Origin of the sequence: Enterobacter sp. 5-4 (assembly GCF_000612205.1) — a bacterium.
Lineage (GTDB): Bacteria > Pseudomonadota > Gammaproteobacteria > Enterobacterales > Enterobacteriaceae > Enterobacter > Enterobacter roggenkampii.
The window spans coordinates 110024-135255 of record NZ_JFHW01000009.1 but is presented as its reverse complement, the minus strand read 5'-3'; the positions used below and the strand labels follow the sequence as shown (position 1 = coordinate 135255).

At 56.7% G+C, this 25232-nt stretch carries 22 protein-coding genes; 6 read left to right on the top strand and 16 right to left on the bottom strand.

All coding sequences use genetic code 11. The features are described 5' to 3' along the window. Nucleotides 1-4 precede the first annotated feature (4 nt). The 3 genes from add to malX form a co-directional block, all read right to left on the bottom strand. Nucleotides 5-1006 carry an adenosine deaminase gene (add, locus tag AA74_RS0105015; RefSeq protein WP_025911554.1) on the bottom strand — a complete coding sequence of 334 codons (1002 nt, stop codon included), beginning with the start codon at nt 1004-1006 and terminating at the stop codon, nt 5-7. Between the two features lie 96 nt (nt 1007-1102). Beyond that, complete coding sequence (locus AA74_RS0105010; protein ID WP_025911551.1) at nt 1103-2275, bottom strand: MalY/PatB family protein; 1173 nt, start codon at nt 2273-2275, stop codon at nt 1103-1105. A 48-nt stretch (nt 2276-2323) separates the two neighbouring features. After that, the gene (malX, locus tag AA74_RS0105005) at nt 2324-3916 is read right to left on the bottom strand and encodes a maltose/glucose-specific PTS transporter subunit IIBC (protein WP_025911550.1); all 1593 of its coding nucleotides are present in this window, start codon (nt 3914-3916) and stop codon (nt 2324-2326) included. A 179-nt stretch (nt 3917-4095) separates the two neighbouring features. Here malX and AA74_RS0105000 point away from each other — a divergent pair, with 179 nt between their 5' ends. Continuing rightward, complete coding sequence (locus tag AA74_RS0105000) at nt 4096-5124, top strand: Mal regulon transcriptional regulator MalI (RefSeq protein WP_021241148.1); 1029 nt, start codon at nt 4096-4098, stop codon at nt 5122-5124. 114 nt (nt 5125-5238) lie between these two features. On the opposite strand, the gene AA74_RS0104995 is transcribed toward AA74_RS0105000, so the two are convergent. Continuing rightward, nucleotides 5239-6771 (bottom strand): YdgA family protein, encoded by a 1533-nt coding sequence (locus AA74_RS0104995; RefSeq protein WP_008500557.1) that lies wholly within the window; start codon nt 6769-6771, stop codon nt 5239-5241. A 99-nt stretch (nt 6772-6870) separates the two neighbouring features. Further along, nucleotides 6871-8046 (bottom strand): mannose-6-phosphate isomerase, encoded by a 1176-nt coding sequence (gene manA / locus AA74_RS0104990; protein WP_023618540.1) that lies wholly within the window; start codon nt 8044-8046, stop codon nt 6871-6873. A gap of 199 nt (nt 8047-8245) precedes the next feature. Between manA and fumA the strand changes: the two genes are divergently transcribed. Further along, nucleotides 8246-9892 carry a class I fumarate hydratase FumA gene (gene fumA, locus AA74_RS0104985; protein WP_025911544.1) on the top strand — a complete coding sequence of 549 codons (1647 nt, stop codon included), beginning with the start codon at nt 8246-8248 and terminating at the stop codon, nt 9890-9892. Between the two features lie 183 nt (nt 9893-10075). After that, the gene (fumC, locus tag AA74_RS0104980) at nt 10076-11470 is read left to right on the top strand and encodes a class II fumarate hydratase (protein WP_025911542.1); all 1395 of its coding nucleotides are present in this window, start codon (nt 10076-10078) and stop codon (nt 11468-11470) included. Here fumC and tus read toward each other — a convergent pair whose 3' ends face one another. From tus to rstA, 4 genes are all read right to left on the bottom strand, one after another. Then, complete coding sequence (tus, locus tag AA74_RS0104975; protein ID WP_025911540.1) at nt 11471-12400, bottom strand: DNA replication terminus site-binding protein; 930 nt, start codon at nt 12398-12400, stop codon at nt 11471-11473. 73 nt (nt 12401-12473) lie between these two features. Further along, the gene (gene rstB / locus AA74_RS0104970) at nt 12474-13772 is read right to left on the bottom strand and encodes a two-component system sensor histidine kinase RstB (RefSeq protein WP_008500552.1); all 1299 of its coding nucleotides are present in this window, start codon (nt 13770-13772) and stop codon (nt 12474-12476) included. A gap of 75 nt (nt 13773-13847) precedes the next feature. Next, nucleotides 13848-14108 (bottom strand): hypothetical protein, encoded by a 261-nt coding sequence (locus tag AA74_RS0104965; RefSeq protein WP_008500551.1) that lies wholly within the window; start codon nt 14106-14108, stop codon nt 13848-13850. Between the two features lie 244 nt (nt 14109-14352). After that, nucleotides 14353-15069: a two-component system response regulator RstA gene (gene rstA / locus AA74_RS0104960; RefSeq protein ID WP_021241154.1), complete on the bottom strand. Its 717-nt coding sequence runs from the start codon at nt 15067-15069 to the stop codon at nt 14353-14355. Between the two features lie 128 nt (nt 15070-15197). On the opposite strand from rstA, the gene AA74_RS0104955 reads away from it, so the two are divergent. Next, entirely contained in the window at nt 15198-15533 is a 336-nt protein-coding gene (locus AA74_RS0104955) for a GlpM family protein (protein WP_021241155.1), read from the top strand. On the opposite strand, the gene folM is transcribed toward AA74_RS0104955, so the two are convergent. The 3 genes from folM to ydgH all read right to left on the bottom strand — a co-directional run bounded on the left by folM (nt 15530) and on the right by ydgH (nt 18803). Beyond that, a complete protein-coding gene (gene folM, locus AA74_RS0104950; protein WP_008500548.1) occupies nt 15530-16252 on the bottom strand; it encodes a dihydromonapterin reductase in 723 nt (240 codons plus the stop codon). The genes AA74_RS0104955 and folM overlap by 4 nt on opposite strands. A 39-nt stretch (nt 16253-16291) precedes the next feature. After that, nucleotides 16292-17674 (bottom strand): amino acid permease, encoded by a 1383-nt coding sequence (locus tag AA74_RS0104945; protein ID WP_008500547.1) that lies wholly within the window; start codon nt 17672-17674, stop codon nt 16292-16294. 184 nt (nt 17675-17858) lie between these two features. Further along, entirely contained in the window at nt 17859-18803 is a 945-nt protein-coding gene (gene ydgH / locus AA74_RS0104940) for a DUF1471 family protein YdgH (protein ID WP_023327293.1), read from the bottom strand. Between the two features lie 535 nt (nt 18804-19338). Here ydgH and pntA point away from each other — a divergent pair. Then, the gene (gene pntA / locus AA74_RS0104935) at nt 19339-20868 is read left to right on the top strand and encodes a Re/Si-specific NAD(P)(+) transhydrogenase subunit alpha (RefSeq protein ID WP_025911534.1); all 1530 of its coding nucleotides are present in this window, start codon (nt 19339-19341) and stop codon (nt 20866-20868) included. Nucleotides 20869-20878: 10 nt separating this feature from the next. Further along, complete coding sequence (pntB, locus tag AA74_RS0104930) at nt 20879-22267, top strand: Re/Si-specific NAD(P)(+) transhydrogenase subunit beta (RefSeq protein ID WP_025911532.1); 1389 nt, start codon at nt 20879-20881, stop codon at nt 22265-22267. A gap of 122 nt (nt 22268-22389) precedes the next feature. Here pntB and uspE read toward each other — a convergent pair whose 3' ends face one another. From uspE to ogt, 4 genes are all read right to left on the bottom strand, one after another. Then, nucleotides 22390-23340: a universal stress protein UspE gene (gene uspE, locus AA74_RS0104925; protein WP_008500542.1), complete on the bottom strand. Its 951-nt coding sequence runs from the start codon at nt 23338-23340 to the stop codon at nt 22390-22392. 109 nt (nt 23341-23449) lie between these two features. Further along, nucleotides 23450-23632: a hypothetical protein gene (locus AA74_RS0104920; protein ID WP_014883604.1), complete on the bottom strand. Its 183-nt coding sequence runs from the start codon at nt 23630-23632 to the stop codon at nt 23450-23452. Between the two features lie 147 nt (nt 23633-23779). Continuing rightward, complete coding sequence (gene fnr / locus AA74_RS0104915) at nt 23780-24532, bottom strand: fumarate/nitrate reduction transcriptional regulator Fnr (protein WP_006174991.1); 753 nt, start codon at nt 24530-24532, stop codon at nt 23780-23782. A gap of 183 nt (nt 24533-24715) precedes the next feature. Further along, entirely contained in the window at nt 24716-25231 is a 516-nt protein-coding gene (gene ogt / locus AA74_RS0104910; RefSeq protein WP_025911525.1) for a methylated-DNA--[protein]-cysteine S-methyltransferase, read from the bottom strand. Nucleotide 25232: the final 1 nt, after the last annotated feature.

Below are 25232 nucleotides of genomic sequence, written 5' to 3'. Positions count from 1 at the left end.
GGGGTTACGCGGTTGCCACCTTATCCCGCAGCGCCTGCTTCTCTGCAGGCGTCAGGAAGGCGATCTCCAGCCCGTTGATCTGCGCCTGACGGATCTGCTCGCGGCTCAACCCCGCCTGCGGAGCTGCGATGTTGTACTCGTGAATGATATCCACGCCCTGAACCGCCGGATCGTCCGTATTCAGCGAGGCCAGCACGCCGTGTTCAAGGAACGTTTTCAGCGGGTGCTGCGACAGCGATGCTACGGTGCTGGTCTGAATGTTAGACGTCAGGCACGACTCAATCCCGATACGCTGCTCCGCCAGGAAATCCATCAGGACGCGGTCTTCTACCGCCTTCACGCCGTGACCGATACGTTCGGCGCCCAGCTCGCGGATGGCCTGCCAGATGCTTTCCGGGCCAGCCGCTTCACCCGCGTGCACGGTAATGTGCCAGCCGGCATCGCGCGCGCGGTTGAAGTGGGAGAGGAACAGGCTGCCCGGGAAGCCCAGCTCGTCACCGGCGAGATCGACGGCGGTGATGGCATCACGATGGGCCAGCAGCGCTTCCAGCTCCTGCAGGCAGGCGGCTTCACCGAAGGTACGGCTCATGATGCCGATCAGGCGAGCCTGAACGTCGAAGGTTTTACACCCTTCGCGGACGCCTTCAATGACGGCTTCCACGACGCCTGCAACGGGCAGGTTGTGGGTCATCGCCATGTAGCCCGGCGAGAAGCGCAGCTCGACGTAGTGCAGGCCGTTGCGGGCGGCATCTTCGATGTTCTCAAACGCCACGCGGCGGCAGGCATCCAGCGACGCCAGCATTTTCACGCCCCAGTCGAGTTTGCTCAGGAAGCTGACCAGGTCCGGTTCATTAGAGGTCACCTGTACGTGAGGGATCAGGGACTCAAGGGTCTGAGCAGGAAGCGTTAAATTGAACTGGCGGCCAAGATCGAGGATGGTTTGGGCACGAATGTTACCGTCAAGGTGACGATGAATATCAGTTAAAGGCAGGCGTGTATCAATCATGGTCGCACTCTTTTCTGGTTAAAGTGCGCCATATTATAAAAACAAAACGGGGTAAAAAGCTATTTGCGCAAGGGAATATTCCGTTGCGCAAATTGATTACAGAAGCGTATTAATGCCGGCAATCAGGCGTTGAACCCCTTGCTCGAGCTTGCTGCGCGGGCAGCCTGCATTCAGGCGTACGAAGCCATTTCCCTCTTTTCCATAGGTATATCCCGGCATGATGGCGACCTTTTGCTGCTCAATCAGCACTTTTTGCAGCGCCCGATCGTCAATATTCAGCGGACGCAGATCGATCCAGGCCAGATAGGTCGCTTCCGGCGGCTGCCAGTTGAGTTTCGGAAAAGCGCGGTTTACTTCCTGAGCGATATACAACAGATTCTCTTCCAGATAACCCCGCAGGGCATCCAGCCACGGGCCCCCTTGCTGATAGGCGGCGATATGCGCCGTTAGCGCCAGCACGGAAGGGGAAGAGAGCCCGTCCCGACCTTTTAACGCGCTGAGATAGCCGTTACGGCTCTCTTCATCGCCGATCAGGCCATAAGCCCCCGTCAGCGCCGGAATGTTAAAGCTTTTCGAACCGGAGGTCAGAAGCGCCCATTTGCTCCGCGCCACTGCGGTCCACGGCGTGTGACGATGTTCTCCCCACACCATGTCCATATGGATTTCATCGCTGATAACCGCCACGTCATAGCGCTCGCAGAGTTCCGCCATCTGCGTCAATTCATCCCGCGTCCAGACCTTGCCGGTCGGATTCTGCGGGCTGCACAGCAGCAAAATTTTGTTTTCCGGTTTCGCCAGCACCGCTTCGAGGGCTGCCATATTGCCCTGCCAGCCAGCGGCCTGTTTTTCCATTTCAACCGCCACAACACGACGCCCGTTACCCTCTATGGCTTTGTAAAAGGCATCGTATGCCGGGGTGTGAACCACCACGCCGTCGCCGGGTTTTGACCAGAGGCGAATCAGTTCCGAGACCATGTAGATGACGGAGGGGCCATAAACCACGCTTTCGGTATCAATTCGGATGTTAAAGCGCTGCTGGAACCAGTGTGCGACGGCGGCGAGAAACTCGTCGTTTTTCCAGCGGCTATAGCCAAACACGCCGTGATGAATGCGCTGTTGCAGCGCGTCGGTTATGCAGGGGGCGGTGGCGAAATCCATATCCGAGATGGTGAAGGGCAGCAGATCCGCCGCGCCAAAGCGGTCGGCGACATAGTCCCACTGCGTACACCAGGTGCCGTGTCGATCCACGACGGTTGAGAAATCAAACATGCTTTAATCCTTAACGTAAAACCCCCTCATGGTGAGGGGGCTGAGGCATCAGGCTTCTACTGTTCGCATCAGGGTCGCCAGCTCATCTTTCACTGACTGTACCTGTGGGCCGATAACCACCTGCAAATTGTGCTGGTTTAACTGTACCACGCCGATGGCCCGGTTGGCCTTGAGGGCGTTGGTATCCACTTTTGACATATCCGCCACCGACAAACGCAGGCGGGTAATGCAGTTATCCAGCGAGGTGATGTTATCCGCACCGCCCAGCGCCGCCAGAATGGCAGGGGTGTTATAGCCGGATTTGCCCACGGTACCGGCAACCGCCTGTTCAACGCTGGTGGCCGTATCAATATCGCGTCCTGGCGTTTTCAGGTTAAAACGGGTGATGGCGAAGCGGAAGATCCCGTAGTACACTGCAAACCAGATTGCCGCCACGACAGGGACCAGATACCACTTAGTCGACAGGCCGTGCAGGATCCCGAACACCACGAAGTCGATCACGTTGCCGTCAGTGTTGCCGATGGTGACGCCCAGCACCGCCATCACGGTGAAGCCCAGACCGGTCAGCACCGCGTGAATCAGATACAGCACCGGTGCGACGAACAGGAACAGGAACTCGATAGGCTCGGTGGTACCGCCCACGACGCAGGCGATCACGCCGGAAATCAGCAGGCCTTTAATTTTATGACGGTTTTCCGGGCGCGCGCAGTGATACATTGCCAGCGCAGCACCCGGCAGGCCGCCGAGGAAGGCAGGCATTTTACCCTGAGACAGGAAGCGGGTTGCGCTTTCGGAGAAGCCGTGTGTCGTCGGGCAGCTCAGCTGCGCCTGGAAGATAGTCAGCGCGCCGCTCACGTCGTGACCGCACACCTCCATGGTGCCGCCCGCTTCGGTGAAGCGAATCAGGGCCACCAGGATATGCTGCAGGCCAAACGGCAGCAGCAGACGCTCGCCGGTGCCGAAAATCATCGGACCAAAATCTCCCGCACCGTTAATGATGCGGCCAATGCCGTTGATGCCCAGCGCAAAGACCGGCCAAATCAGCGGAATAATCAGACCAAACAGACCCATAACGACCAGGGTCACGATCGGGACAAAGCGGGTGCCGCCGAAGAAGGCCAGGGCATCCGGCAGGCGGATATTGTGGAAGCGCTCGTGCAGCATCCAGATAATTACCCCGGCGATCACCGCCCCGAGGATCCCGGTGTCGATGGACTGAATACCAATCACGCTCTGAATGTTGTTGGCCTTCAGAACGGCGGCGTCGGTGGTCGGCAGTATGCCTTTTGCGGTCAGCCAGAAGTTAACCGCCAGGTTCATCACCGCGTAGCCCACAAAACCGGCAAACGCCGCGACGCCTTTGTTCTCGCGGGCCAGGCCCAGCGGGATTGCAATACAGAACATCACGGGCAGGAAACTGAAGGCAAAGGAGCCGACTTTACTCATCCAGATAAAGATCGCCTGCAGCACGGGCGCGCCGAGGAAGGGGATCAGCGTGATGACGTCTTTACTGCTGAGCGAACTGCCGATCCCGAGCATGATCCCGCAGAACGAGAGAAGCGCCACGGGCAGCATAAAGGTTTTACCCAGTTGCTGGAAAAATTCCCACAGCGATATTTTTTGTGCTGCTTTCGCCGTCATAAAACGACTCCTTTATTGTTAAAATCAGTTTGTCTGCTTCAATGCTGCGAGAAGATAAAACGTTTTATCAAATTTTAGTGCGCGCTAAATCACATTCTCAGGCTTTTACTGGTAGTATAAAGATAACGTATTGATAAAACGTTTTACCGATCTCATTTTTCAGGGAGTCACGCCAACACATGGCTGTAGCGAAAAAAGTCACCATCAACGACGTCGCGCTGGCGGCGGGGGTTTCCGTCAGCACCGTTTCTCTGGTACTGAGCGGAAAAGGGCGCATCTCTCCCGCGACCGGTCAGCGGGTGAACGAGGCGGTTGAGCAGTTGGGCTTTGTGCGAAACCGTCAGGCGTCGGCGCTGCGCGGCGGGCAAAGCGGGGTGATTGGCCTGATTGTCCGTGACCTGACGTCACCTTTTTATGCGGAGCTGACCGCCGGCTTAACCGAAGCGCTTGAAGCGCAGGGGCGGATGGTCTTTCTGCTTCACGGCGGTCGCGAGGCCGATCAGCTGCTTTCCCGGCTCGATATGCTGCTGAATCAGGGTGTGGACGGGGTGATCGTCGCCGGGGCGTCGGGCGTGGGCAGCGAGCTGTGCGAGCGCGCCGCTGAAAAAGGCGTGCCGCTGGTGTTTGCTTCACGCGCCAGCTATCTCGATGAAGCCGATACGCTGCGCCCGGATAACATGCAGGCGGCGCAAATGCTGACCGAGCATCTTATTCGTCGCGGCCATCAGCGCATTGCCTGGCTGGGCGGCAAAAGCTCGTCCCTGACCCGCGCCGAACGGGTCGGCGGCTACTGCGCGACGCTGATTAAATATGGCCTGCCGTTCCACAGCGAGTGGGTTGTTGAGTGTGAGTCCAGCCAGAAGATGGCGGCGGAAGCGATAGGCGCGCTGCTGCGCAGCAGCCCGACCATCAGCGCCGTCATTTGCTATAACGATGTGATCGCCATGGGCGCCTGGTTTGGCCTGATCCGCGCCGGGCGTCAGAGCGGCGAGGGCGGGGTGGAAACCTTCTTCGGCCACCAGGTGGCGCTGGGGGCGTTCGCCGACGTCGGTGAAAACGCGCTCGACGATCTGCCGATCGTCTGGGCCACGACCCCAGCGCGGGAGATGGGCTACACCCTGGCGGACAGGATCATGCAGCGCATCGACAATACGGATGTTCAGGCCGGGCACCAGATTGTGGCGGCGCGGTTAGTGACGGTGAAATAATATCGCCCGGCGTCGCTGCGCTTGCGCGGGCCTACAACGGCCCGGAATCGTAGGCCGGGTAAGCGTCAGCGCCACCCGGCAATAAAAAACCCCTCATGCGAGGGGTTTTGACGTTTACTGCTGCGGTGCCGCCGGTTCGGCTGGCGCTGCCGGTTCAGCCGGTTCCGGCATCCCCAGAGCAGGCATGCCAAACATGCCGACAAAATCCTCCAGCGGCATTTTGTCGCCGTTGAGCGTGACCTGGCCGTTGGCGTACTGCAGGCTGGTGGAAATCGTGTTGTTGTCCACCTTCGTGATGCGGAACATCTGGCCCATGGCCGCCAGACCTTTCACCTGCTGGTTCGCCAGCTTGCCGGCATCTTCATCGCCGTAGCCTTCCAGCTTCGCAATCTGGGTCATAAACTCGGTCGCCATATCCATCGGGATGGTCAGCTTGCTGTCGAGCGACTTCACGCTGCGATCCACTTCCTGCGCCAGCGTCTGCGGTTCACCCGTGGCGGTGGCCGGATCCTTCAGGAACAGCGACAGGTTAAAGCTGGTTTCGCCTTTGCTGTTTTTCCAGCTCAGCGGCGCAACGGTGATCACCGGCTCGCCTTTCAGCAGGATCGGCAGGTTGTTGAACAGCACCGCCATCGCCTGCTGCTGGTACACTTCCGGGTTCTGCTGCAGCGCGGCATCGGTCAGCAGCGCCTGGCTCTCTTTGCTGTATTTCTGGCTAAATTCGTGCCACGCCTGGCCGTCGATGTTGCCGATCTTCAGCGACAGTTTGCCGGTGCCCAGATCCTGATTCTGCACTTTCAGGCTCTTCAGCGTGTAATCCAGCTGGGTATTGATGCTCTTACCGTCTTTGGACACGTCGGATTTGCCGTTGACGTCCATGCCTTCCAGCACGGCCATCTCTTTGCCTTCAACCGCAATGGCGACTTTATCGAGAGACAGTTTCTGATCGCCGATACGCTCTTTAAAATCGGTCATGCGGCTGTTGCCGTCGGCCTTCAGGTTGTTGAAGGTGAGCTGAACTTTTTGATTGTATTCGTTCACGGCGTTGACCAGGCCACTTTCCGCTTCACCCGTCAGGGAGAACACGTTCCCGTCGCGGTCCGCGTCAAGTTTGAAGTGACCACCGCTAAAGGCGACTTTCTCATTCTCTTTCTCGTAGTTCAGCGCTTTCAGCGCGATATCGGAACTGGTGTCACCGGCATAGCTGATGCGGGTGTCGATTTCGAAAGGTGAGGTATTTTTTGCGAGGTCGAACAGCGGTTTGGTGACGTCGTTATTCACCAGGACCGTGTGAACGGACGCCATTGACGGGATCAGGTTAAACGACTTTAGCTGCGCCAGCGGGAAGGGACCGTGGCTCACCACTTCATCCAGCACCACGCTCTGACCTGGTTTCAGCCAGCCGTTCTCCGTACCGGCAACCGGCTTCACCACTACCTGCATACGGCTGGTAAACACGCCGCGCTCATAATTTTGATAGCTCAGCTCAAGGCCCGCTTCCGGCGCGCTGCGCTTAATCTCTCCGTTAGCCTGCGCCACCATCTCAGCCAGGCGTCCTTCCAGCTGTTTCCCGGTAAACCAGGAGGCACCCGTCCAGACCACGCCTAACGCTACAATCACTCCTACCGCTACGACCGATTTTTTCATTGCGACTATCCCTAAAATGAAACCAGGCGGTAAAAACCGCCTGGAGATATTAAGCCTGCAACTAGCTTAGCAAGAGTTGTTAAAAAATTCAGTAAGTGCTTAAAGCTTATTGAAAACGCGCGCCAGTCGACCGGTGCCGCTTACGCTAACCGGAGACTCATTGGCTGCAACGAATGCTGATTCACCGGGCTTAAGCACCAGACGCTGTTCGCCTTTGTGCAGCGTCGCTTCGCCTTCCACGCAGAACAGGATCGCCGCACTTTCCTGTGCGATGGTCGTTTCTGTCTGGCTCAGGTCGTGCAGGGAGAAAGCAAAATCCTCAACCGGAATCGGGAAGTCCAGCTCTGCGCCGTTTTTCACCGGCTGAGTCAGCAGCTCCGCGGCGGGTTTCGCCACGAACTTGACGTTGGCAACCAGCTCGGGGATGTCGATGTATTTCGGCGTCAGGCCCGCGCGCAGCACGTTGTCAGAGTTGGCCATCACCTCCAGCGCCACGCCCTGCAGATAGGCGTGCGGGGTTTCCGCGAACAGGAACATTGCTTCACCCGGATTCAGCTTCACCACGTTCAGCAGCAGAGGGGAGAACAGGCCGCTGTCGTCCGGATAGAACTGCGCAATAAGACGGATGGTCTCCCACGGTTCACCTTGCTGGCTCTCCAGGGCCGCTTTCAGCACCGCCAGGGCGTGGGATTTCTCTTCACCCTGCATGTTCAGCAGGCTGGCAAACAGCTGGCTTAGCGCCTCAGCGTTCGGGTTTTCAAGGAAATGCGCGATAGCGTTATTGGCACCCGCGACCGGCTGCAGCAGGGAGATAATCTCTGAAAATTCGCGGAACGCGTTCATCGCCAGGAACGGCGTCAGCGCGAACACCAGCTCCGGCTTGTGGTTAGGATCTTTGTAGTTACGCTCGGCGGCGTCTAACGGAATACCCGCCGCGTTCTCTTTCGCAAAGCCGATTTCAGACGCTTGCTTGTTCGGATGAACCTGGATGGAGAGCGGCTGGTCAGCGCACAGTACTTTAAACAGGAACGGCAGTTCGCCAAAGCGCTGAGCCACCTTGTCGCCCAGCAGCGCGGCTTTATCGGCGTCAATTACGTCACGCAGGCTGCGTGCCTGGCCGCTGGCGTCTTCAATTTTTGAGCTGCTCTTCGGGTGCGCCCCCATCCACAGTTCTGCCATCGGCAGGTTGTTTGGGTTCGCGATACCGTAGAGATCCGTTAACGCAGTTTTACTTCCCCAGGCGTAGTTTTGCACTGAGTTAATGAGTTTTTGCATTATCAAGCCCTGATTCAAATGTGGAATAAACTCCGGGTATTAAAGCAATAAACCACATGGAAGTAACCTGTGGATGTAAAAAGTCGTACTAGTCTCAGTTTTTGTTAAAAAATTGTGTAGGATAAGCTGACTCGCTTTTAAGCCGGGCAGCGGAACATCTGCCCTGAATAAACAGACCGAAGCAGTAAGTGAGAGACCAATGTCGAATAAACCCTTCCATTATCAGGATCCTTTCCCCCTCAGTAAGGATCAGACCGAGTATTACCTGTTAACCCGCGATCACGTCTCCGTCTCTGAGTTTGAAGGACAAGAGATCCTCAAGGTGGATCCGCAGGCGCTGACGCTGCTGGCGCAGCACGCTTTCCACGACGCCTCGTTTATGCTCCGTCCTGCACACCAGCAGCAGGTGGCCGATATTCTGAGCGACCCGGAAGCCAGCGAAAACGACAAGTACGTTGCCCTGCAGTTCCTGCGTAACTCCGATATCGCGGCGAAAGGCATTCTGCCTACCTGCCAGGATACCGGCACGGCGATCATCGTCGGTAAAAAAGGCCAGCGCGTCTGGACCGGCGGCGGCGATGAAGCGGCGCTGGCGCACGGCGTATATAACACCTACACCGAAGACAACCTGCGCTATTCGCAAAACGCGGCGCTGGACATGTACAAAGAGGTCAACACCGGTACCAACCTGCCTGCACAGATTGACATCTACAGCGTCGACGGGGATGAGTACAAATTCCTCTGCATCGCCAAAGGCGGCGGTTCGGCCAACAAAACCTATCTCTATCAGGAGACCAAAGCGCTGCTCACCCCGGGCAAGCTGAAGAACTACCTGGTTGAGAAGATGCGCACCCTCGGCACCGCGGCGTGCCCGCCGTACCATATCGCGTTTGTGATTGGCGGTACCTCGGCGGAAAGCACGCTGAAGACCGTGAAGCTGGCCTCAACTAAATACTACGATGGCCTGCCAACCGAAGGTAACGAGCACGGCCAGGCGTTCCGCGACGTGCAGCTTGAGCAGGAGCTGCTGGAAGAAGCGCGCAATCTGGGCCTCGGCGCGCAGTTTGGCGGCAAATACTTCGCCCACGACGTGCGCGTGATCCGTCTGCCGCGTCACGGTGCATCCTGTCCGGTCGGGATGGGCGTCTCCTGCTCTGCGGATCGCAACATCAAGGCCAAGATCAACCGCGAAGGCGTGTGGATCGAAAAACTGGAAAACAACCCGGGTAAATACATTCCGGAAGCGCTGCGCAAAGCGGGCGAGGGGGAAGCGGTTCGCGTTGACCTGAACCGTCCGATGAAAGAGATCCTGGCGCAGCTGTCTCAGTATCCGGTCTCGACCCGTCTCTCCCTGAACGGCACGATTATCGTGGGCCGCGACATTGCGCACGCGAAGCTGAAAGAGCGTCTGGACAACGGCGAAGGGCTGCCGCAGTACATTAAAGATCACCCAATCTACTACGCGGGACCGGCGAAAACGCCTGAAGGTTATGCCTCTGGTTCATTAGGCCCAACCACGGCGGGCCGTATGGACTCGTACGTCGACCAGCTGCAGGCTAACGGCGGCAGCATGATCATGCTGGCGAAAGGCAACCGCAGCCAGCAGGTAACGGACGCCTGCCACAAGCACGGCGGCTTCTACCTCGGCAGCATCGGCGGCCCGGCTGCGGTGCTGGCGCAGGGCAGCATCAAGAGCCTGGAGTGCGTGGAATACCCGGAACTGGGCATGGAAGCGATCTGGAAAATTGAGGTGGAAGACTTCCCGGCGTTTATCCTCGTGGATGACAAAGGCAACGACTTCTTCAAACAGATCCAGTCTTCTCAGTGTTCGGCGTGTGTGAAGTAGTCTGAAGAAAATGCCGGGTGGCGCTGACGCTTACCCGGCCTACATTCTCGTAGGTCGGGTAAGGCGAAGCCGCCACCCGACACCAAAAAGAGCGCACAAAGCGCCATACCGTTTCTCAGAAGTCATCAATACTTATCCCTTAAGCATGTGAGCAATCCCGACAGTGTTATCAAGGAGAAAGTAATGACCACGGTACGCCATGAGAAAGACTCGATGGGCGCCATCGACGTCCCGGCCGACAAGCTATGGGGCGCGCAAACCCAGCGTTCGCTGGAGCATTTCCGTATCTCGACTGAAAAAATGCCCGTTTCGCTGATTCAGGCGCTGGCGCTCACCAAACGCGCAGCCGCGAAGGTAAACCAGGATTTGGGCCTGCTGGCGGCAGACAAGGCCACCGCCATCATAAATGCCGCTGACGAAGTGCTGGCGGGCAAGCATCCCGACGAATTTCCCCTCGCCATCTGGCAGACCGGTTCCGGCACCCAGAGCAACATGAACATGAACGAAGTGCTGGCGAACCGGGCCAGCGAACTGCTGGGCGGCGTGCGCGGCATGGAGCGCAAGGTCCACCCGAACGATGACGTCAACAAGAGCCAGAGTTCTAACGACGTCTTCCCCACGGCCATGCACGTGGCGGCGGTGATTGCTATCCGCGAGCAGCTTATCCCCCAGCTCAACGTCCTCAAATCCACGCTCAACGAGAAAGCGCAGGCCTTCCGCGACATCGTCAAAATTGGCCGTACGCACCTGCAGGACGCCACGCCGCTGACGCTCGGCCAGGAGATTTCCGGCTGGGTGGCGATGCTGGAACACAACCTGAAGCATATTGAAAACAGCCTGCCGCACCTGGCGGAGCTGGCGCTCGGCGGCACGGCGGTCGGCACCGGGTTAAACACCCATCCGGAGTATGCAGTGCGCGTGGCGGAGGAGCTTGCGGCCATAACCGGACAGCCGTTCGTCACGGCGCCCAACAAGTTCGAAGCGCTGGCGACCTGCGATGCGCTGGTCCACACCCACGGCGCGCTGAAAGGGCTGGCGGCGTCGCTAATGAAAATCGCCAACGACGTGCGCTGGCTGGCCTCGGGCCCGCGCTGCGGCATCGGTGAAATCAGCATTCCGGAAAACGAGCCGGGCAGCTCCATCATGCCGGGTAAAGTCAACCCGACCCAGTGCGAAGCCATGACTATGCTCTGCTGTCAGGTACTGGGCAACGACGTGGCCGTCAACCTGGGCGGTGCATCCGGCAACTTCGAACTCAACGTCTATCGCCCGATGGTGATCCACAACGTTCTGCAATCGATTCGTCTGCTGGCGGATGGGATGGAGAGCTTTAACGAACACTGCGCGGTGGGGATCGAGCCAAACCGCGAGCGCATCAGCCAGCTGCTGAACGAGTCGCTGATGTTGGTGACCGCGCTCAATACCCACATTGGCTACGATAAAGCCGCCGAGATCGCCAAAAAAGCGCATAAGGAGGGGCTGACGCTGAAAGCCTCCGCCCTGGCGCTGGGCTATCTGACGGAGGCGGAGTTTGATGCCTGGGTGCGCCCTGAGGCGATGGTTGGCAGTCTGAAATAATCAACTCGCCACGTACAGGTGCAGTCGCGGAATAATGACCTGAAGCGGCTGCGCCTGAGGTCGGTAACGGTGCTGGACATTTTCAGCATCGTAATTCAGCAACTCACCAATATCCGGCACGATAGCCCCCTGGTCGGCATCATAGAGCGCAATCAGCGGCGTCGGACAGGCGTACTGCACCTGTTTTTGCTGACCGGAATACCAGACGCGGGCGATAGGCTGCACCTTCACCGGGCGCTTAATTTTGAGGCGGGTATCCGCAGGCAGCGAGGCGATACTGTGGTACTCCTGCTCCAGGCGCTCGATCCACTGCTCACGCGACCACGGCGCGACGGTGCGCGGCGTCTTCAGGCTCTTTTCCAGCTGCGCCAGAATTTCATCCCGGGTGAAGTTTTTAATGATCTGCTTATTCGCCCAGCCGAAGCGCAGCGTGGCGGGATGGCGCAGAACCGTCAGCGTGCGATAGGCATTCAGGGTAATTAACCCCGGAAGCTGACGGTGCACCCACTCAAACCGGGCGGCGGGGGCCAGGCCCGACTCTTCGGTAACGATCTTCTCAAATGCCGCTTTCAGACTGTTGATATGGGCAATCTGGCTTTCCAGCGCCTCGCGCGCTACTGCATCGGTTTGCAGACAGATCACGCCCGGCAGCCGCACGGCCGCCTTGCTGCTGCGCTGTTCAGACTGCTGCTGGATAAAAAGATGGCGATAGTGTTTCATCGCCAGCTCCAGTGCGGCCTTGCCGATGTGCTGCTTCACGTCGATGGTGTCCAGCGGATCGTGCTCGGCCCCTTTGGCCACCTCGGGCAGGGTAAAGACGCGCGCGGCCAGCAGGCGGCAGGTCTGCAAACGTTCTGTCAGGGTCAGCAGCTCGTGTTCTATTTCCCGAAACGTGCTGTTCAGCCGTTCGATAAGATCGTAGGTCGCCATAAGCACTCTCATTAGTTACAACATACTTATCATATAGCACAGCACGCCGGGTCAGGCCAGCGTGCGGTTGAAGTCAGGCAGGGACGGGAAGGGCGATGTTATGGTACACCGGCCAGCTAAAGCAGAAGCGCGCGCCGCCGAGCTCGCTCTCTTCGCAATGCACCGTGCCGCCCATCGCCTGCGCGATAGAGTGGACGATTGCTAGCCCCAGACCGCATCCGCCGGTGGCGCGATCGCGGCTGGGATCGAGGCGGACAAACGGTTCAAACACGGTTTCGCGTGCTTCCGGGGCAATCCCCGGTCCGTCATCCTCTACCGTCAGGCGGGCCTGATTGCCCTGCAGATCCAGCCCAATCTGCAGCGTACTTTCGCTGTAGCGCATGGCGTTGTTCATCAGATTGTCCAGCACGCGCTCCATCAGGCGCATATCGAGCGCGCCGTAGTCACCCGGCGTGACGCGCGTCAACAGCGTGCGCTGCGGGTTCACGCTCTGAACGTCGTCAATGTGGGTTTGCAGCCAGGCGGGCAGATCGGGCGTGCTGAGGTTTAGCTCGTTTTGCGGGCGATCGAGGCGCGCGTAGGTCAGCAGCTCCTCAATCAGCGCTTCAAGCTGGCCAATGTCGCGGTTAAGCGCCTGAGACTCCGCTTCCGTCAGGTTCTCGCTCATCTCCAGACGATAGCGCAGGCGCACCAGCGGCGTGCGCAGCTCGTGCGCGATCCCGTCGATCAGCTGCTTCTTGCTGGCGATAAGGGCATTGATGTTATCGGCCATCTGGTTAAAGGCCACGCCCAGACGTTCAAAGCTGGAACCGCTGTCGAAGTGAATACGCTCTGTAAAATGCCCCTCGCCAAAACGCTGCGCGGCGGATTCGAGTTTCAGCATGTCCTGCCAGTGCGGGCGCATCCAGATAAAAACCGGAAACGCGAGTGAAATGGCGATAAAGGCCATCAGCGCCATGTCCAGCAGGCGCATCTGATGCAGATAATAGAGATAGGGCACCGGCCCGACGGCCAGCACGTAATGGCTGCGCGGAATTCGCTGGATAAAGGTGTATTTCTCATCCAGCGCGACGATATCCCCGTCGCGCAGACGCTGCATGGCGGGCGGGTCCAGATCGAAATCTTTCAACGGCTCAATGCGTAAATCGAATGACAGATTGAGATCCAGCTCTTTCAGGGTTTTCGCCCAGTCGTGTGGCGGGATCTCTCTCAGCTCGCTGCGCATCAGATAAAGCGAGCTTTTCATCAGGTCGTCCAGAGACTGCCTGCCCGCACGTTCGGCGGTAAATTTATACACCAGCCCGACCAGCATGGTCATCACCAGGAAGCAGACAAACAGTAAAAGATAAAACTGCACAAACAGCTTTTTCATTGGATCTCACCGCAAAAACGCTATGTGCAGAATATACATGAAAACCCTTCGAGTTTTTCACGTCTGTCGAGCGTGTTAGACGGCTTTCGCGCTGTTTTTTACCTTGGCGATGAATTTTTCCGTCACGGCCAGGCCTTCTGCAATGTGCGTATCAATCACATCCGTTCCGTATTCGCTGATGAGATCCAGCAGTATTTCGTAAGACTGGATGAGTTCCAGCAGGTCAAAGAGCGCTTTTTGATCGGTGCGTGAGGGGGAGGCGTGGTTCAGGGTTGCCTGATTAACAATCCACTCAAGATTGGTTTTTATCGCTTCTACCTGACCGTAGCTATACATAATTTATGAGCTTAAATCCTCATTTCAAGATTTATTGGAGAGATGTCGTGAAAGCTTCACGGCGAAAATGAGTAAAACAATCGCAAGAGCGGGGCGAGCTGAAGAAAGGAGAGTCGAGAAAGTAATTATGGAATAGTTTGCGTGCTTAGCAAGTTAATTGTTGCGCAAACCTAAAAATAAACGCGCGAAAGAAGGGCATTGTCGCGTAATGCCTTTATTTCGCGCAGGTTATCCTGTCCGGCGATCAGGTTTCCCACGCATGTGGGGCAAACAGATAGCCCTTATTACGCACGGTTTTAATACGGTAGGGCTCGGTGGCGTTATCCTGCAGTTTTTTGCGCAGACGCGAAATCGCCACGTCCACGCTGCGGTCCATTCCGTCATAGCTTACGCCACGCAGGTTTTTCAGCAGCGCGTCACGGTCCATGATCTGCCCGGCATGCGTTGCCAGCTCCCACAGCAGGTCAAAATCTGCGGTGGAAAGGGCGATAAGCTCGCCAGAGAGCAGCACTTGACGGTTAATCGGATCAATAGACAGCGTACCGAAGCGCATCGCTTTGTGCGGCGTCAGAGACGGCGCCGGTGCTTCGCGTTCGATGCTGGCGTGCTGGCGTAAATGGAGGCGCAGGCGAGCGAGCAGGACGGCTGGCGGTGTGGTTTTCAGAATGTAATCATTGGCACCCATCTCCAGCGACAAAATATGGTTCATATCGCTGTCCAGTGAGGTGAGCAGGACGATAGGGCCCTCCCACCGGGCGCGCAGGTCGCGGCAGAGCGTCATGCCGTCTTTGCCCGGCAACATGATATCCAGCAGCACCAGATCCGGGTTTTCACGGACGACCACCTCTTCGGCACGATCGCCACGAGGTTCAACAATGACGTCCATATCATGTTTACCCAGATAGGCGGCGATCAGCTGCCCGACTTCGGGTTCGTCTTCAACATAAACAATCTTATTCATACAGCGTCTGTTTTCGTGAAAAAAGCCAACATACACCGCGAAACCTTAACCTTCCATTAATCTTTCAAAATTAACGCCGGTTCCGTTATTCTGGCCCATAGGGTGAGTTGATTATTATAAGGAAAACGATGGCTCTGGTGATCAAAGCCGCGCTGGGTGCGCTGGTGGTGTTGCTGATTGGCATTCTGGCAAAAACGAAAAACTACTATATTGCCGGGCTGATCCCTCTCTTCCCGACCTTTGCACTCATTGCCCACTATATTGTGGCGTCCGAACGCGGCACGGAAGCGTTACGCACGACCATCGTGTTTGGCATGTGGTCAATCATCCCGTATTTTCTCTATCTGCTTTCGCTGTGGTATTTCACCGGTTTTCTGCGTCTTCCCCTGGCGCTGGGCGGGGCGGTGGTCTGCTGGGGGCTCAGCGCCTGGGTGTTAATTTTCTTCTGGAGCCGCTTTCACTAGCGCAGCGGTCGGCCGCCGTCCACGGCAAAGGTTCTGCCGGTGACGTAGCAACTGGTGAGCAGGTAATCCACGAGGTCGATGACCTCTTTCTCGCCTGGGGCAATTTTCATCAGCGATTTATTCAGCGCCTGCTGGCGATACTCCGCATCATCGTTTTCGTTGAATAAGATCATTGCCGGGGCGATGGCGTTCACCTTCACCTCGGGGGCGAGCTTGCGGGCAAACGAGCGGGTCATGTTATCCAGCGCGGCTTTACTGGCCGCATAGGCAATGTGCTTGTCGCTGCCGCGCTCCACCACATAATCCGTGAAGTGAATGATGTCGCCCGCAGCATGCCCGTGGCCGCGGAGCAGATCCTGCAGAGCGTGGTTAAGCAGATAAGGGGCATTGACGTGGATCTGCAGCATGGCGGAGAGCGTTTCGCTGAGTGACGTACCCGGCTTTTCGGCCTGCCATGCGCTGGCGTTATGGAGCACGGCGCGCAGACCCGTTGTGGTGGATTTCACCTTTTCCGCAAAGGCCAGAATGCCTTCATCGGTTGAAAAATCAGCCTGAATGCAAACCGCCCCGGCTTTGCGCAGCCCTTCAATCGACGGGTATTCCGTGCGGTAGCTGACAATGACCGGATGGCGAAGGTTGAGAAAATGATGGGCGAGGGCGAGGCCGATACGGCGGCCTCCGCCGGTGATCAGTATGGGGCGAAGCGGTGCATTTCCCATCGTATTCTCCTTTACAGTTCAACAATGGGAAAGGCGATGCTATCCCACTAACATCCAGGTTGCCGGCACGGCAGCAACCAGTAACAGTCCAATTAAGGCCATCTCACGGCGTTTCAGCGCGTTCTCCAGCTGATGCGTGCGGCGGGCGTAGATGAACACCAGCAGACCCGGTGCGTACAGCACCACCGACAGCAGCAGATGCATAGGTCCGGAAGCATACAACAACCACAGGCCGTAAATACAGGCTCCGACACCCACGACATAATGCGCCGGGCGTGTGGCAATTTTTAACAGATACGCACCCACTAAGAAATAGGGTACCAGAATCATCTCCGAGGCGATGGTCAGCAGCGTGTTATAGTCTGAACCTGTGAGCCAGATCAGCACCAGACAGATCTGAACGCTGATGTTGGTCAGCCAGAGTGAGGCAGACGGCGCGCTGTTTTGGTTTTGACGCGCAAACAGGCGTGGAAACGCCTTGTGCGTCGCGGCCAGGAAAGGCACTTCAGCCGCCATGATGGTCCAGCTCAGGTAGGCTCCGCAGACGGAGATGATAAGGCCAGCGGCAATCACCACGTCGCCCCAGGAGCCGAGCATTTTCACCATCAGGCCCGCCATTGACGGATTACGCATTTCAGCCAGTTCAGGACGCGCCACCACGCCCAGCGACAGCAGCGTCACCAGCAGATAGACCCCGAGCGCGGCCAGTACCGCCAGCAGCGTGGCGCGGCCCACATCGCGTTTATTTCGGGCCCGGGCGGAAACCACAACCGCGCCTTCAACACCGATGAACACCCACAGGGTAATCAGCATCGTGTTTTTCACCTGCTCCCAGACGGGGACGCCCAGCGCAACGCCGCTGAAATCGAGCGTGAACACGTCCATGCGGAATGCAATGAAGGCCAGAACGATAAACAGGCCGAGCGGAACCAGTTTCGCGAGCGTCGCCACCAGGTTAATGCTGGCGGCCGTTTGTACGCCACGCAGCACCAGCCAGTGGACGAACCACAGTAACACCGAGGCGCCCACAATAGACTGCCAGGTATTCCCGTCGCCAAACAGGCGCAGCTCAGGCGTATCGGTAAAGAAACTGAGGGCCGAGAAAACGATCACCAGATAGGAGACGTTGGCGATCACCGCACACAGCCAGTATCCCCAGGCCGAACAGAAGCCAATCAGCTCGCCGAAACCTTCCCGGGCATAGGTGAAAATGCCGCCGTCCAGATCCGGGCGAATGCGCGTCAGCAGCAGCATGGCGAAGGCCAGCAGCAATATTCCGACACCCGTAATGCCCCAGCCAATGATGAGGGCAGACGGGCTGGCGACGGCCGCCATATTTTGCGGCAAACTGAATACGCCCGCACCCAGCATTGAGCTTAAAACGAGTGCAGTCAGAGCACTCAGGCCAAGTTTCTTTTCCATTGGCTTCCTGTTATGAAAGGTCAAAATCCAGAATAATTATTTCGCTCAGGCGCATAAAAATGGTGGATCACACTAAGGCGCGGGATTTTACGGAGTGTAACGAAAGCATGCAATGACGTGTGGCAGAAATTCAAAAAAAGTAACAAAAAAGGCGGCATTGCGCCGCCTTTTTTAAACGATTTTGTTACTTGTACAGATCGGCGCTGATGGTCACGTTGTTACCACGTTCCTGCCACTGGCGGGTGATGTGGTAGAACTTCGCCCCTTTCTTCGCCGCACGCTTCGCGACCTGGTAAGAGACTTCCGTCATGTTGCCGTAGTTGCCGGTAAATTTGATGCTGTCGAACGGCACCATCTGCGCGGCAGTGGCGTTGTTCAGCTCTTCAACTTTGGTACCGTCTGGCAGCGTAACCGAATAACGGCCACCTTTCGTGGACTGCGTTTCAAAGAAACGGCCCACTTCAGCGCTTGGCGTAGCCGTCGTTGCGACGCCTGGGATTTCCACTTTCTTCGCTTCTTCGCCGCCTTTCGCTATCGCCGCGCGACCGGCTTCTGAGTTTGCCGGAATCGCATCCGGGCTCTGCAGAACACGTTTCTTCGCATCTTCTTTATAGATGAACGCGGTAATACGCTGGTTGCCGCCCTGGTTAGCATCGACCTGACGCACGATGTAGAAAGCGTAGGCCCCTTTCTCTTTCGCGGCTTTGGTGATGGCATCGTTCACTTCAGGCTGGCTGCGGTAAAAGCCCTGAACGGTGACGGTGTCGTACGGTTCCAGCGCAATTGCCTGATCTTTCGGCAGTTCAACAACACCGTTAATCACGCGGTTTTTCGGTGCGTCAGCTTTTGGCGCGTTGTCCTTATACAGCGCAATGGTCACGCGCTGGTTACCGCTGTTGCCGTTATCAGACTGGTCAACAACATAAAACGAGGCTGCCCCGTTTTTATCAGCGGCCTTTGATGCAGCGGCGACGGCGTCGCCAATAGAATTATAACGACCCACAATGACCTTATGGTCAAAAGGTTTTAACGCTGCCGCTTGCTCCGGCGTTAACTCTGTTGCGGCATTCGCAGACAGGGCGGTCGCGGAGAGAAGTGCGGACGCCAGGAGTGTGTTCTTAAGCTTCATAAAAATGATCCTTCGCCTTGCGCAAACCATGTACTGGTATTGTTGTTAATTTGAGACGGTCCCGATTATGGCATTTAAAACCCGTCGCTGTCTGCGCCATTTTTCACTGCCTGTGCTCACTGAATCACCTTATTCGATAACATTTAGTGATATGTTGAAAAAACACGCGTTTGACAAGTAAAACTGATAAAGCTTATGACTTTTACAAGTTAATTTAATGTTAATAAGTTGTTCTCTTATGGCGCTATATCATGTTTTTACCGCTTCGCTTGCGCGAATTATCGGTTCTGGCGATGAATTTAAGGTAAATATCACTGTCAGTGACGCCGATCGCTTATTTTTCACAGATAAAGTAAGAAATAGTGTTTTCTGGCGGTAGATCACGGCCGCTATTTTCAGTAGGTTATAGACAGTTTGTTACTGTTTTATTTTCCGGGGTGAATTGTGTCTCATTGCTTGCGTGATGGCGAAAAATGATACAAACCGCGGGCACTTATCGTTAAACCATCATCAAAAACCGATGGAAGGGAAAACTATGCGTATTGGGGTACCAAAAGAACGGTTAGCCAATGAAACCCGCGTAGCGGCAACACCGAAAACGGTGGAGCAACTGCTTAAGCTGGGTTTTACCGTCGCAGTTGAAAGCGGCGCGGGCAAACTGGCGAGTTTCGATGACGAGGCCTTTATTCAGGCTGGCGCGGAAGTGGTGGACAGTGCCGACGTGTGGCAGTCGCCGGTTATTCTGAAGGTCAACGCACCGGAAGAGAGGGAGATTGCGCTGCTGAATCCGGGCACCACGCTGGTGAGCTTTATCTGGCCTGCGCAAAATCCTGAGCTGATGGAAAAACTGGCCGCGCGCGGCGTCACCGTGATGGCGATGGACTCCGTGCCGCGTATTTCGCGAGCCCAGTCGCTGGACGCCTTAAGTTCGATGGCAAACATTGCGGGCTACCGCGCCATCGTTGAAGCGGCCCACGAATTTGGTCGCTTCTTTACCGGTCAGATCACCGCGGCGGGTAAAGTCCCTCCGGCGAAGGTGATGGTGATTGGCGCGGGCGTGGCGGGACTTGCTGCCATCGGTGCGGCAAACAGCCTGGGCGCTATCGTTCGCGCGTTTGATACCCGTCCTGAAGTGAAGGAACAGGTCCAGAGTATGGGTGCCGAATTCCTTGAGCTGGACTTCAAGGAAGAAGCGGGTAGCGGTGATGGTTATGCGAAGGTGATGTCCGAAGCCTTTATCAAAGCCGAAATGGAACTCTTCGCCGCGCAGGCGAAAGATGTCGACATCATTGTGACCACCGCGCTTATCCCTGGTAAACCGGCGCCGAAGCTGATTACCCGTGAGATGGTGGACTCCATGAAGCCGGGCAGCGTGATTGTCGACCTGGCCGCGCAAAACGGCGGCAACTGCGAATATACCGTAGCGAATCAGGTGACCACGACCGCAAACGGCGTGAAGGTGATCGGCTATACCGATCTGCCGGGTCGCCTGCCGACGCAATCGTCTCAGCTGTACGGCACCAACCTCGTCAACCTGCTGAAGCTGCTTTGCAAAGAGAAAGACGGCAACATCACCGTCGATTTTGACGACTTGGTGGTGCGCGGTGTGACCGTGGTGCGTGAAGGTGAAATTACCTGGCCTGCGCCACCGATTCAGGTTTCGGCCCAGCCTCAGGCAGCGCCTAAAGCGGCGCCAGAACCAAAAGAACCTGCCAAACCGGCTTCCCCGTGGCGCAAATACGCGATCATGGCGCTGGTGATTATTCTGTTCGGCTGGCTGGCTGACGTCGCGCCGAAAGAGTTCCTCGGCCACTTTACCGTCTTCGCGCTCTCCTGCGTCGTGGGCTACTACGTGGTGTGGAACGTCTCCCATGCGCTGCATACGCCGCTGATGTCGGTGACCAACGCCATCTCCGGGATCATCGTGGTGGGGGCGTTACTGCAGATTGGCCACGGCGGCTGGATCAGCTTCCTGAGCTTTATCGCGGTGCTGATCGCCAGTATCAATATTTTCGGTGGTTTCACCGTGACTCAGCGCATGCTGAAAATGTTTCGTAAAGGCTAAGGGGTAGCATATGTCTGGAGGATTAGTGACAGCCGCATACATTGTTGCTGCAATCCTGTTTATTTTCAGTCTGGCGGGGCTTTCCAAACACGAAACGTCTCAGCAGGGGAATAACTTTGGTATCGCCGGGATGGCGATTGCGCTGATTGCCACCATCTTCGGGCCGGACACCGGCAACGTGGCGTGGATCCTGGTGGCGATGATCATCGGCGGTGCGATTGGTATTCGCCTGGCGAAACGCGTTGAAATGACCGAGATGCCGGAGCTGGTGGCGATTCTGCACAGCTTTGTGGGTCTGGCCGCAGTGCTGGTGGGCTTCAACAGCTACCTGTACCACACGCCAGGTCTGGAACCGATTCTGGTGAATATTCACCTGACGGAAGTGTTCCTCGGTATCTTCATCGGTGCGGTCACCTTCACCGGTTCCATTGTCGCGTTCGGCAAGCTGCGCGGGAAGATTTCCTCTAAGCCGCTGATGCTGCCAAACCGTCATAAGCTGAACCTGGCGGCGCTGGTGGTATCGTTTGTGCTGCTGGTGGTCTTCGTGCGTACCGAAAGCGTCGGTCTGCAGGTGCTGGCGTTGCTGGTGATGACTATCATCGCGCTGGCCTTCGGCTGGCATCTGGTGGCGTCCATCGGTGGTGCGGATATGCCAGTGGTGGTCTCCATGCTGAACTCCTACTCCGGTTGGGCGGCGGCGGCGGCGGGCTTTATGCTGAGCAACGACCTGCTGATCGTCACCGGTGCGCTGGTGGGTTCTTCGGGTGCGATCCTGTCTTACATCATGTGTAAGGCGATGAACCGCTCGTTCATCAGCGTCATCGCCGGTGGCTTTGGTTCTGACGGCTCGTCTACCGGCTCCGATGAGGAAGTGGGTGAGCACCGTGAGATCAGCGCGGAAGATACCGCCGAGATGCTCAAAAACTCGCACTCGGTCATTATCACCCCGGGCTACGGCATGGCGGTGGCACAGGCGCAGTATCCGGTCGCGGAAATCACCGAGAAGCTACGCGCGCGCGGCATCAAGGTGCGTTTTGGTATTCACCCGGTGGCGGGGCGTCTGCCAGGCCACATGAACGTGCTGCTGGCGGAAGCGAAAGTGCCTTACGACATCGTGCTGGAGATGGACGAGATCAACGATGATTTCGCCGACACCGACACCGTGCTGGTCATTGGGGCTAACGACACCGTTAACCCGGCGGCGCAGGACGATCCGCGTAGCCCAATCGCCGGGATGCCGGTTCTGGAAGTGTGGAAGGCGGAGAACGTGATCGTGTTTAAGCGCTCAATGAATACCGGCTATGCCGGGGTGCAGAACCCGCTGTTCTTCAAAGAGAACACCCACATGCTCTTTGGCGATGCCAAAGCCAGCGTGGATGCGATTCTGAAAGCGCTCTGACAGGGTAAAGCCCGGTGGCGCAAGCTTACCGGGCCTACCAAACCCGTAGGCCGGGTAAGGCGTAGCCGCCACCCGGCAAAAAAAACCGCCGGTTCGCCGACGGTTTTTTTTTATCTTGCGGGTCAATCGTCTTCCGGATCGTCAAGCTCAACCGGCGTCTGGTACTCATCCGGCTTGATAACCAGCAGGTCGCAGCGCAGATGGTCGATCACCTGCTCGGCGGTGTTGCCGAGGAAGGCGGCAGAAATACCGGTACGGCCAATGGTACCCAGCACGACAATCCCCGCCTGCAGGTGTTCAGCCAGGTCCGGGATTACCTCTTCAGGCAGCCCTTTTTCCACGTGGGTCATTTTCTCATCGATGCTGAATTTCTGGCGCAGCGCTTTCATGGCCAGCAGGTGCTGACCGCGGATGGCGTCGTTATACACGCTCGGGTCAAATTCCGGCAGCTCAATGGCGATGTTAATCGGGGTAACCGGATAGGCACCTACCAGATGCACTTCGGTGTGGTTGACCTGGTCGGCAAGCTGGAGGGTCTCCTTCACCAGCTTCTCGTTCAGCGAGTTATGGTAATCCTCTTCGCTGGCGAGGTTTACCGCCACAACGGCTTTCCCGCCTTCAGGCCACGGCTGGTCTTTCACCATCCAGACCGGGCAAGGGCATTTACGCAGCAGGTGCCAGTCGGTCGGGGTGAAGATCACGGATTCCAGCTTGTCGTGCTGGTGCGCCATCTTCAGCAGCAGATCGTGCCCACCGGCAACGACTTCCTGAATGATGGCTTCGAAAGGTCGGTTGTGCCAGACCACTTTGATATCAATGGGCACGCCCGCTTCCAGGTAATACTTCGCCTGTTCGCGGATCCACGCGGTACGCTGGCTGATGACGCCCTGACGCATAGCGGTGCGCTCGTCAGGCGACAGAAGGGTGGTCATCTCATACGAGAAGTCATAGATCGGCAAAAACGCTTTGATTTTGCCACCAATCCGTTGATGCAAATACACAGCACGTCGTAATGCCGGCTGATCGTCCTGATTCGGATCGATTGCTACCAGCATGTTTTGATACTTGGCCATACAGGTCTCCTTACTACTGTCACCACAGTCTGTAATTAAAAGAGTAACCTATATATCCTGAATGAAACAGAGGAGAGCTTTTGCCAGATCAATAATTCATGAAAATTTATCAGAGGAAAAGCACCGTGGTCGTTACCGCGATAAACGCAATAAACAGCAGCACCATCACCGCTATCGCAAAGGTCGTGGAGTCCTGAACGTAGGTTTTTTCCTCCCCCTTCATTGGGCCGACAAGCATGATCCAGATGAAGATAAAGGTCACTGAGGCAATCACGACTGAAACGAAAAACAAACTTTCTCTCAATTCATAACCTCAACGAGACCCTTTTGGGTGCTGTGTGGGGACGTGCTACGGTGAAAAGGGCAGATATAAGACGGGGTAACAGGCCAGACCCATAAATCAGGAGAATTTATCGGTCTGGCAGTATACGTATGGCGTTTACGCCACGTTGCGGGCGTGCCCGGCAAGAACGGCCAGCGCTTCACCGTTTTCGATAGTGATGTATTTACCCTTAACGGCCAGCATCCCGCTTTTCTGGAAACGACCCAGCAGACGGCTGATGGTTTCCACGGTCAGACCCAGGTAGTTACCGATATCGCCACGCGTCATCGTCAGACGGAATTCACGCGGCGAGAAGCCACGCTCGGCGAAGCGGCGGGAGAGGTTGTAGATAAACGCGGCCAGACGCTCTTCTGCATTCTTTTTGGAAAGCAGCAGAATCATGTCCTGATCGCCTTTGATCTCACCGCTCATCAGACGCATCATCTGCTGACGCAGGTTAGGCATCTTGCCGGACAGATCGTCCAGGGTTTCAAACGGAATTTCGCAAACCATCGAGGTTTCGAGTGCCTGAGCAAAGCTCGGGTGGTGGCCCGTACCGATGGCATCAAAGCCTACCAGGTCACCCGCCAGATGGAAGCCGGTGATCTGCTCATCGCCCTGTTCGGTGATGGTGTAGCTCTTGATGGTGCCAGAACGGATAGCATAGAGCGATTTCAGTTCGTCTCCCGCTTTAAACAGCGTCTGCCCTTTCTGAATAGGCTTTTTACGCTCGATAATATTATCAAGCTGATCGAGTTCATGCTCATTCAGGGTAAACGGGATACAGAGCTGGCTGATGCTGCAATCCTGGCAATGGATAGCACAACCGCCAGACTGAATGCGTCGTATAATTCGCTTTTCCGGGATCATAGGTTTGCTCAAGCCTTAATTGATATTGGTCAATTTTAACATCTTTTTGGTAAGTACGTAAGCCTGACAAACCCTCAATAAGGACAAGAGACGGCAATGTGTCGCCATCTTCTTGAAATTCCACAGCTTGATTATGGATTTTTAGCCTAACCGGAAGAAAATTAAGCACAAAAAGCCTGGGAACTAGAGTAAGAGATACCCTTCGTGACGCAGCAACCACTCTTTTCGCTGCACGCCACCGGCATAGCCGGTCAGGGTGCCGTTGCGGCCAATAACGCGATGGCAGGGCACCACGATGCTGACCGGATTAGAGCCGTTCGCGGCACCTACGGCGCGTGCGGCCCCAGCGCGACCTAACTGCGCCGCGAGCTGGCCGTAATGCATCACCTGCCCGCAGGGAATGGCCCGCAGCGCCTGCCACACTTCGCGCTGAAAAGGCGTGCCCGCCGTGGCGGTGGGCAGCGTGTCGATGATGCTGAGATCGCCTTCGAAGTACGCCGCAAGCTTGTCGCTCAGTCCACCCGGATTGGTGGCGCGGATACGTTCATACCCCTGGGCGCGGTAGTGAATCGCAAGCAGTTCTTCCATGCGGTCGCTGTGCTCTTCCCACTCAACGGCGCGCAGGCAAAACTGCTCGTCCGCGATCACCCACAGCGGCCCAAGCGGCGTCGCAATCTTGTCTTCGAGTAATCTCAGCATC